This window comes from Mesorhizobium comanense, assembly GCF_005503535.1.
In the GTDB taxonomy this organism is placed as follows: Bacteria; Pseudomonadota; Alphaproteobacteria; order Rhizobiales; family Rhizobiaceae; genus Mesorhizobium; species Mesorhizobium comanense.
In genome coordinates this window covers 1-9,473 of record NZ_SCNN01000056.1, presented here as the reverse complement: position 1 = coordinate 9,473, position 9,473 = coordinate 1, and the positions used below count along the sequence as shown (strand labels likewise).

The following is a 9,473-nucleotide window of genomic DNA, read 5'->3' as shown; positions in this document are numbered from 1 at the left end:
AGAAATCCATCGCTTCTGCAGAAGCCTGGATATACGTCGCCCACATTCGCCTGCTCACACGCAGGCTCGCAAGAGCTTGATATCAAACCATTCTTTTTGATTCAGGCTCTTAGCGCGCCAAGACCGCAGAGTTCGTAGCGGGCTCAAAGGAATCACAGAGGAGATCATCCAGCGCCATCCGCTTGATGTTGGTCGCCGATGCGGGCGATCTTGGTTCCTTCAACAGGCACAGCGGCCGCCCCCATTTCATACGCTCGCTCAGCACCGTCTGTAGGTTGGGTGCATCTACGATCCTGAAACTCAGCATCACCTCCATCGCTTCGGATCGCCGCACCTCCCGCCGGTCATTGAGTCATGGCTCTCTAACAGCGCAACCCGCTTGAGCGCAGAGAGGGAGAGCGGGGCCGGGAGGATCGCGGCCCGGCCGGGGCGCAGAGAGTGCCGGCGGCGGAGCCTCTCTCCCGCGAAGGATATCTCCATGAACATTGTCACAACCACATCCGTTGCCCGGACGGTCGCCCCCCTTGCCGCGGCGGCATCCGCCGCCATCAACACCGCCAAGGCGATTCACCAGGCGGCAGTGTCGCTCTTGCCCTTTCTGGAACAGGGAAAGACCATCACCACCGCCGCACTGCGCACGGCCATGACCGACGGTTTCGGCGGCACCGATGCACAAGGCTTCTGGGTCTGGAAGGACGCCTATGAGGCGCTCGAAACCGCCCAGGTTCTGTTGCTGCGGCGCTTCGGGCCGGCGATCCTGTCCCGGTCGATCACGCCCCAGGCAATGCTGGCGATGATGACGCGCATCGCCGAACTTGTTCCCACTCACACTCGCCGCTCCGACGAGAGCCAGGCCATGCAGCAGCTGTCGACACCGCTGCCACTCGCTTTTGTTACCGCTCACGCGGCCGCGATCTGCTCTTCGGATCTCGTTCTCGAACCCTCGGCCGGCACTGGCCTGCTCGCAGTCCACGCCGAGATCGCCCGGGCTTCACTCGTCCTCAACGAGCTAGCCGCGACGCGCGCAGATCTGCTCGGCCTGTTGTTCCCGCGCGTTCCCGTCTCCCGGCACGACGCATCCCATGTCGACGATCATCTCGATGCGGCGGTGCAGCCCTCCGTCGTCCTCATGAACCCGCCCTTCACCGTCGGCGCCCATGTCGACGGTCATGTCGCCGATGCGGCATGGCGGCACCTGTCTTCGGCCTTTGCCCGCCTACGTTCCGGCGGCCGCCTGGTCGCCATCACCGGTACCGGGCTTTCTCCCGAAAACCCCAAATGGCGACCCGCCTTCGAGCGGCTCCAACAGCAGGGCAGGGTCGTCTTCACCGCAGCGATCGACGGCCGTGTCTATGCCCGCCATGGCACGACGGCCGAAACCCGCCTGACGATCATCGACAAGGTACCAGCCGCCGATCCATCGCGTTTCGGCACCGCGCTAGGCAAGGCCAAAGACGTCGAGACGCTGCTCGCCTGGATCGCGGATCTACCGCCCCGAGCATCGGGCGGCTTTCCGGATTCGATCGGCGCCCTGTCTCACGGTATCCTGCGCAATGCCGCCATGCAGATGGCCGCGAAATCCGCGCCGAGAGTCGCAACCACCGCAGCTGTGGCGTCTGCTGCCAAAACAATCCGGCCGATCCGTCAAGTTGCCCGGGCAAAGCCCAGCCGACCAGTCGTGCCAGACGCCAAGCCTACCGTTCCGGTTGCCTATGAACTGCGCGACTGGATGCCGGAGGACGGCGGCAGGCTCACCGACACGATCTACGAGCCCTATGCGCTGCAGTCGATCGACATCCCGCGCGCCAAGCCGCATCCGACGCCTCTGGTCCAGTCGGCCGCAATGGCCGCCGTCGCGCCGCCGAAGCCTGCCTATCGACCTCTCCTGCCGGATGCGATCATCGACGAAGGCCTGCTGTCCGACGCTCAGATCGAAAGTGTGATCTATGCCGGTGAGGCACATTCCGGGCATCTCGCCGGTACGTGGACGGTCGACGACACCTGCGATGTCGTCTCGGCCGCCTCCGAAGGCGCCGAGAATGTGCTCCGCTTCCGCCGCGGATGGTTCCTGGGTGACGGGACCGGTTGCGGCAAGGGCCGGCAGGTCGCCGGTATCATCCTGGACAACTGGCTGCAGGGTCGCCGGCGCGCGATCTGGATTTCCAAGTCGGATAAGCTCTTGGAAGACGCCCAGCGCGACTGGTCGGCACTCGACCAGGAACGTCTTCTCGTCCAGCCGCTCTCGCGCTATCGGCAGGGCACGCCTATCCGCCTTGCCGAAGGCATCCTTTTCACCACCTATGCCACCCTCCGCTCGCAGGAACGCGATGGCAGGAAATCCCGCATCGCCCAGATCCTCGACTGGGTCGGCAAGGACTTTAGTGGCGTCATCGTCTTCGACGAAGCGCACGCCATGGCCAATGCCGCCGGGGGAAAAAGCGAGCGTGGCGATGTTGCGCCTTCACAGCAGGGTAGGGCAGGCTTGCGGCTGCAGCACGCCCTTCCCGACGCGCGCGTCGTCTACGTCTCCGCGACCGGTGCGACCGCGGTCGAGAACCTGGCCTATGCGCAGCGTCTCGGCATCTGGGGCAGCGAGGATTTTCCGTTCGCCAACCGTGCCGAATTCGTCGCGGCCATCGAGGATGGCGGTGTCGCCGCCATGGAAGTGCTTGCCCGCGATCTCAAATCGCTGGGCCTCTATACGGCGCGTTCGCTCTCCTATGACGGCGTCGAATACGACTTCCTCGAGCACGCGCTGACCGAGGAGCAGATCCGCATCTACAACGCCTATGCCGATGCATTCCAGGTCATCCACAACAATTTGAACGCCGCGCTCGAGGCGGCCAACATCACCAGCGAAACAGGCACGCTGAACCGCAACGCCAAGGCGGCGGCGCGTTCGGCGTTCGAGAGCACCAAGCAGCGCTTCTTCAGTCATCTCATCACCTCGATGATGACACCGACCCTGATCAGCGCCATCAGGCACGACCTCGCCGACGGCCACGCGGCCGTCGTGCAGATCGTATCGACGGGCGAGGCCCTAATGGAACGCCGGCTGGCCGAGATCCCGACCGAGGAATGGTCTGACCTGCACGTCGACGTCACGCCGCGCGAATACGTCGGCGGGTATCTGATGCATTCCTTCCCGACGCAGCTGTTCGAGGAATATTCGGACGCCGAGGGCAACGTCTATTCGCGACCCGTCCATGACGTCGACGGCAATCCCGTTCAATGCCGGGAGGCCGTTCGCCGGCGCGACCAGATGATCGAAAAACTCGCATCGCTGCCGCCTGTCGGCAGCGCGCTCGACCAGATACTTCATCACTTTGGCACCGACACCGTCGCCGAGGTGACCGGCCGTTCGCGCCGCATCGTCAGGAAGACCGGCCGCGACGGCATCGACCGCCTTGCCGTCGAGAACCGTCCGGGCTCGGCGAATCTCGCCGAGACGCAGAGTTTCATGGATGACGACAAGCGCGTACTGATCTTTTCCGACGCCGGTGGCACAGGGCGCTCCTATCATGCCGACCTAGGAGCGAAGAACCAGAGGCTCCGCAAGCACTATCTGCTCGAGGCCGGCTGGCGCGCTGACAACGCCATCCAAGGCCTCGGACGGACCCACCGCACCAACCAGGCGCAGCCGCCACTGTTCAGGCCGATGGCCGCCAATGTGAAGGCCGGAAAACGCTTCCTGTCCACTATTGCACGACGCCTCGACACGCTGGGTGCGATCACCCGCGGCCAGCGCCAGACCGGCGGGGCAGGGCTGTTCCGGTCTGAAGACAATCTAGAAAGCCCCTATGCCCGTGCCGCCCTGCGCCAGTTCTACATGCTTCTGCACCAGGGCAAGATCGAAGGTTGCTCGGTCACGACCTTCGAGGCGGTCACCGGCCTGTCGCTGACCACCGACGAGGGCGGTTTGCGCGACGAGCTGCCGCCGATCACGACCTGGCTCAACCGCCTGCTGGCGCTGCGTATCGAGACCCAGAACCTGCTGTTCGAGGTGTTCGAGCAGCTGATGACGGCGAAGGTGGAGGGCGCCATCGCCGCCGGCACCTACGACAAGGGGTTGGAGACGATCACGGCGGAGAGCATTGTCGTCACCGATCGCCGTGCCGTCTATACCCATCCGGTCTCCGGCGCGCAGTCGCATGTGCTGACAGTCGCGCGCAAGGACCGGATCAGGCCACTCGGCCTGGCGGATGCGCTGGCAATCGCCCGCGCGGAGCCGCAATCGGTCCTGCTGGTCAACACGCGGTCCAACCGCGCGGCGACACGGCTGCCGGCGGCGAGCCTGATGCTCGACGACGGCACGGTCGAGCACCGCGTGCGCCTGCTGCGACCGACCGACGAACTGCGTTTCGGTCTCGACGCGCTTGCCGAAACCCACTGGCAGCCGGCTGACCGAAAACTGTTCTGCGACCTGTGGCAGGCAGAAGTCGACGCCGTCCCGGAGTTCACCACCAGCACTTTCCACATCGTCACCGGCCTGCTGTTGCCGATCTGGCGTCGGCTGCCGGACCATGATTGTCAGGTCTACCGGATCCAGACCGATGCCGGCGAGCGCGTCATCGGCCGTCACATCGCGCCAACCCAGGTGGCGACCATGTTACGCAATCTCGGTATCGACAATGTGCCTTCGCTCGCGCCGGACGAGGCATGGGCGGGGTTGGTCGATGGACGGATCGGATTGCAGCTCGCCGACGGCCTGATCCTGCGCCGCAGCCGCGTCATGAATGACTACCGCGTCGAACTGATCGGCTTCGCCGATGCGATGGTGCCGCGTTTGAAGGCTCTGGGTCTGATCGCGGAAATCATCTCCTGGAAGCTCAGGTTGTTCATCCCGACGGGCGGGCAAGGCTCCGCCATTCTCGCCTCGCTTCTCGATCGCCACACGCTGGTCGGCGTCACCGACCGCGCATCCGCAGCGTGAATGGAGGCGATCATGACCGGCTCGGCCTTCGAGCTGGCGCGCCGCCTTGGTGACCATGCCGAGGCGGTGTGCCGCGAATATCTCTCCAACGGTTATCGCTCCGGCAACCACTGGATCGTCGGTGATGTCCGCAACACGCGCGGCCGCTCCATGCATGTGCGGCTGAAAGCAAATGCCAAGGGCTCTGCGGGGAAGTGGGTCGATGAGCAAAGCGGGGAACATGGCGACCTGCTTGACGTCATCGAGCAGAGCTGTGGTCTGGTCGACTTCCGCGAGGTCGCGGATGAAGCCCGTCGGTTTCTCTCCATGCCGCTGCCACCGCCCCAGCCCACTGGCGCGCAGGGTCAAGCCGCCGCGACAAGCGGCTCGCCTGACGCGGCACGTCGGCTGTTCGGCATATCCCAGCCGATCGTCGGCACGCTGGCCGAACGCTACCTGGCCGGCCGCGGCATCCTCTTGACCGCCCGTGAGCGCGCGTTGCGCTTCCACCCCGGCTGCTACTACCGCGATCTGGTGACCGGCGAGACGCAGACCCTGCCCGCATTGATCGCCGCCGTCGCCAGTCTGGACGGACACCTCACCGGCCTGCAGCGCACCTGGCTCGCTCCGGACGGCAATGGCAAGGCTCAACTCGACGATCCGCGCCGCTCTCTTGGTCACTTGCTGGGCAACGGCATCTGGCTCGGCCTGGAGCCCGGCACGTCTGTCCCGGTGACGGTCGCCGGCGAAGGTCTTGAGACGATGGCCTCGCTCCGGACTGTGATGCCGGCGCTGCCGGTGACCGCCGCCACCTCGGCCAATCACCTTGCCGGCCTGATCTTGCCGCCCGGCTGCCGTCGCCTCTACATCGCGGCCGATGCCGACGCTGCCGGCCGGCACGGCATCGAGCGTCTCAGCCGCCGTGCAGGCGAGGCCGGGATCCTTACCCTAACGTTGCGGCCGCAGCTCGGCGACTTCAACGACGATCTGCGCCATCTCGGCCCGGCCCATCTCGCGGACTGGCTTCGCGATCAGCTCGTCCCGGAGGATGCCCGTCGCTTCCTGTCGCCCGGATGAACAGCCCCGACCGGCAGGCGGGCAGGGGTGGCGTCACCGGAAGACTTTTAGGCATGGCGGCGGTCCGCCGGAGGGGCAGCGCCCGCGGCCTGCCTGAGAGGCGACCCCTGACACCCCCCGGTCCCGGCCGCAACGGCTGCGCCGTCCTCCGCTCGCGCTCCGGCCTTCGGTGCGGCCGCGCCCGGGGAGCGGTCGGGGAGCGCTGTCAGGCCGCGATAGGCGCGGCCACAACCGACGGAGACACGCCATGACCTACGAGCTTCCTTTCGACGACGGCTACGAGCCCCACCACGCCTCCTCGCCGACCGACCGCGTCATCCTCGAACTGCAGATGTACGGCCATCGCCCGCATCAGGACGAACCTGATCCTCGCCCACTTCCCGACGACGAAGTGATCCGGACCGGGCTTGCCGGTATCGTCGAGACCTTTGCCGGCATGCTCGGCGACACCAGGCTCGAACCCGATCTCGATGACCTGCTCTGGTCTTTCGCAAACGTCTTCCACCGTGCCGCCGAGCGCGTCGCCCGCAGCCTCGATCGCAACGAGGAGGCCCAGCGCTCGAGCCAGCAGGAGCAGGACGGCTCGGAGGTGAAGTCGGTCGAGCTGGAACGGCTCACGGCCGAGGGCATCACCTATATCGAGCGCCGCAACGTGCTCGAAATCATGCGCGACGAGGCCGCCGACCTCTACGAGGCACAAACCGGATCGGCATGGCGGCCGCGCACCGGCTCCAAGGTCTCCCACCAGGCGATGACTGCGGCGGTGATCGACTCCCGCGATTTCCTCGCCGCCCGCCGGCTCGCCGAAACCGAGGTGCTCGTCCCGGCCGGCACCAAGATTGCTTTTGCCGGCGGTCTCGACTGCAATGATCACGACCGGATCTGGGACGCACTCGACAAGGCCCGCGAAAAGCATCCCGACATGGTGCTGCTTCACGGCGGCAGCCCGCGCGGCGCTGAGCGCATCGCCGCCTGCTGGGCAGAGAACCGGAAGATCACCCAGATCGCCTTCAAGCCGGATTGGAACCGACACGCCAAGGCGGCTCCATTCCGCCGCAACGACCAGCTTCTCTCGGTGGTGCCCTACGGCCTGATCGTCTTTCCCGGCTCCGGCATCACCGACAATCTTGCCGACAAGGCCCGTCGGCTCGGCATCCCCGTCTGGCGGTTCGTGGAGGGCGGCGCGTGAGCGCCGCTTTCCTCGCAACCGCACCATCGAACCCGACCGCGCGGTCGGGTTCGATGGTGCGACGTGCAGCAAAGCGCGCGGGAAGCACGGCAACCTCCGCTTTCAAAGATCTTATCGACGCGGTGGAGCGTCCCGCCAGGCAAACGTGTATTGCGTTCCGCGTTACATGAACGTATATACGTCCGCAGGACAGGAGCGCGCCATGGCCACCACAGTCACGAGGAAGGAAACACCCGTCTCGATGCGGTTTCGCGATGATGATCTCACCATCATCGACCGCGGCGCGGAGCTGCTTGGCTTGTCGCGCACGGAGTTCATGCGGCGCGCAGCACTCCACGAGGCGCAAGCGGCCATCCTCAATGAAACCGTCATCCGCGTGTCCCCGCAAGCCTATGACGCTTTCATGCAGGCGATCTCAGCCCCTGCCGCCGCGCCCCCGCCGAAGGCGGCGGAGCGGCTGCGTCGGTCCCCGCCCTGGGATCGCTAGGTGGCACTTTCAGGCATCGAACTCCTCGACGACGCGCACCGCCTCGACAGCTTCGATTGCGGCAAGCCGGCGCTCAACGCTTGGCTGGCCGGCTTCGCGCGAACGAACCAGGCCCGCGGGTTTACCCGCGTTCTGAACGTTCACGACGAGGGAACAGTCGTCGGCTATTACGGCCTTGCGCCGGGCGTGATCCAGCCAAACAGCGCACCGCGCGCCATCCGCACCGGACGCCCGCCCGATCCGATCCCCTGCCTGCTGATTGGACAACTCGCCGTCGACCATCGCTATGCCGGACAAGGCATCGGCAGCGGCCTGGTCAAGGACGCGCTTCGTCGCTGCGTCGCCGGCGCCGACATTGTCGCCGGCCGCGCGGTGGTGGTGCGGGCGATCGACGCCGAGGCCGAGCGCTACTGGCAGAGCTGGGGTTTTGTCCCGTCGCGAGACAACCCGTCTATCCTGATGCGCTCGATCCAGGACGTGAGCCTCTGGCTGGCCGAAGGCCGCTAGTCCACGGGCGTAGCGTCTCCGGCAGCGGCAGGGCCTAGGCGCGCCGGCCTGCGGCCTGCCGGGCTCTAGTCGCGGCGTCCCGCCGCTCCCCGCGCCGGCTTCGCCGTCTCGCCCTTCGGGTGACGATTCCTCGCGCAGGGCCAGAGGGAGAGGGAGGCCGGCGCGGGGCGGGGGACGCTGGAGAGAAAGGAAAGCCACGATGTCGATGATATTCATAGGTGGATCACGCGAGATATTCGAGCTGCCGGACCCCGCCATCACTCGCATCGGCGCAATCGTTGCTGCCGAGCACGGCGTGCTGATTGGCGACGCGTCGGGAGCCGATGCCGAGGCGCAAGGCCTGCTCGCGGGCTACAAGTACGAGCATGTCGGCGTCTTCCATGCCGGCAAGGAACCTCGCAATAATCTGGGCGACTGGGCCGCCTACCATGTTCCTTCGCCTGACGATGCCAGAGGATACTGGGTCCAAGCCGCCAAAGACCGGGAGATGGCGCGGCGCGCCAACTTTGGGATGATGGTCTGGGACGGCGCATCACCCGGCACGGCCGTCAACGTGCTTCGGCTCGCCATGGCGAACAAGCCGTGCGTCATTTACGATCTGGCCAGGGGCAGCGTAGCGACCACGTACAATGTGGAAGACTGGTGTGCCATGCTCCGCCATGCCCGTCCCGACATTCGCCGGCAGGCCGAAGCCCGCATGACGCCGGACGAGCGTATGGTGCTGCCAGGATGATGTAGGCGCGATCCCGCCGACGGCCCGGCAGGTCCGATCCGATATGCTTTATCAGGCCCCGAGACCCCAACTCCACTTGTATGAGCGGCCGGAGCGGCCCCTTTCGAAACCGGCCCCACGCAAAGAAGCCGCAGGGCGTTGTGCAAGATGATTATCTTGTCCATCTCGCATCTGAAGCGGGTGCGAGCGTGCCGAACATCCTGGCTTGCACGGTCATCCATCGTGCCTTCGAGGCATTGCTACCGAGGGGCGTGAAGTTCGCTGCCAGTCGGCTCCGATCTCGAAAACGCTGTGCCGCCATCCCGACCAGCAAGGCGGTTCACGCGCCATGCTTCTGTTCGAGCTATTGACGACGCATTCGACATGACCCGGGAGGTGCGCGGCAAGCATCCCGGCGATCCGGCAGCGTTGCGTCGGCGGTCAAGCGATGGCGGCCTGGGTTCTTGTCCATCTGCCGCATCCGGGGCCATTCCCGTTTCATGTCGCCTTTGTAGACGACCGCCTGCTTTGTGCGGTCAACCCCCGTTGGGGGTACACTCGGCGAATATTCAGGAAAATTCGATTTCTG

Annotated in this window: 6 protein-coding genes; all 6 read left to right on the top strand. The window is 65.7% G+C overall.

Features of this window, described 5'->3' with window-relative positions:
* Nucleotides 1-478 precede the first annotated feature (478 nt).
* A complete protein-coding gene (locus FFS37_RS35330; protein WP_137935516.1) occupies nt 479-4,933 on the top strand; it encodes a strawberry notch-like NTP hydrolase domain-containing protein in 4,455 nt (1,484 codons plus the stop codon).
* A 12-nt stretch (nt 4,934-4,945) separates the two neighbouring features.
* Nucleotides 4,946-5,989 carry a DUF7146 domain-containing protein gene (locus FFS37_RS35325; RefSeq protein ID WP_137935515.1) on the top strand — a complete coding sequence of 348 codons (1,044 nt, stop codon included), beginning with the start codon at nt 4,946-4,948 and terminating at the stop codon, nt 5,987-5,989.
* A 247-nt stretch (nt 5,990-6,236) separates the two neighbouring features.
* A complete protein-coding gene (locus FFS37_RS35320) occupies nt 6,237-7,178 on the top strand; it encodes a DUF2493 domain-containing protein (RefSeq protein ID WP_137935514.1) in 942 nt (313 codons plus the stop codon).
* Nucleotides 7,179-7,380: 202 nt separating this feature from the next.
* A complete protein-coding gene (locus FFS37_RS35315; RefSeq protein WP_137935513.1) occupies nt 7,381-7,665 on the top strand; it encodes a type II toxin-antitoxin system TacA family antitoxin in 285 nt (94 codons plus the stop codon).
* Nucleotides 7,666-8,172, top strand: a complete 507-nt coding sequence (locus tag FFS37_RS35310; protein WP_137935512.1) for a GNAT family N-acetyltransferase — start codon at nt 7,666-7,668, stop codon at nt 8,170-8,172.
* 199 nt (nt 8,173-8,371) lie between these two features.
* The gene (locus FFS37_RS35305) at nt 8,372-8,905 is read left to right on the top strand and encodes a hypothetical protein (RefSeq protein WP_137935511.1); all 534 of its coding nucleotides are present in this window, start codon (nt 8,372-8,374) and stop codon (nt 8,903-8,905) included.
* The last annotated feature ends 568 nt before the right edge of the window (nt 8,906-9,473 follow it).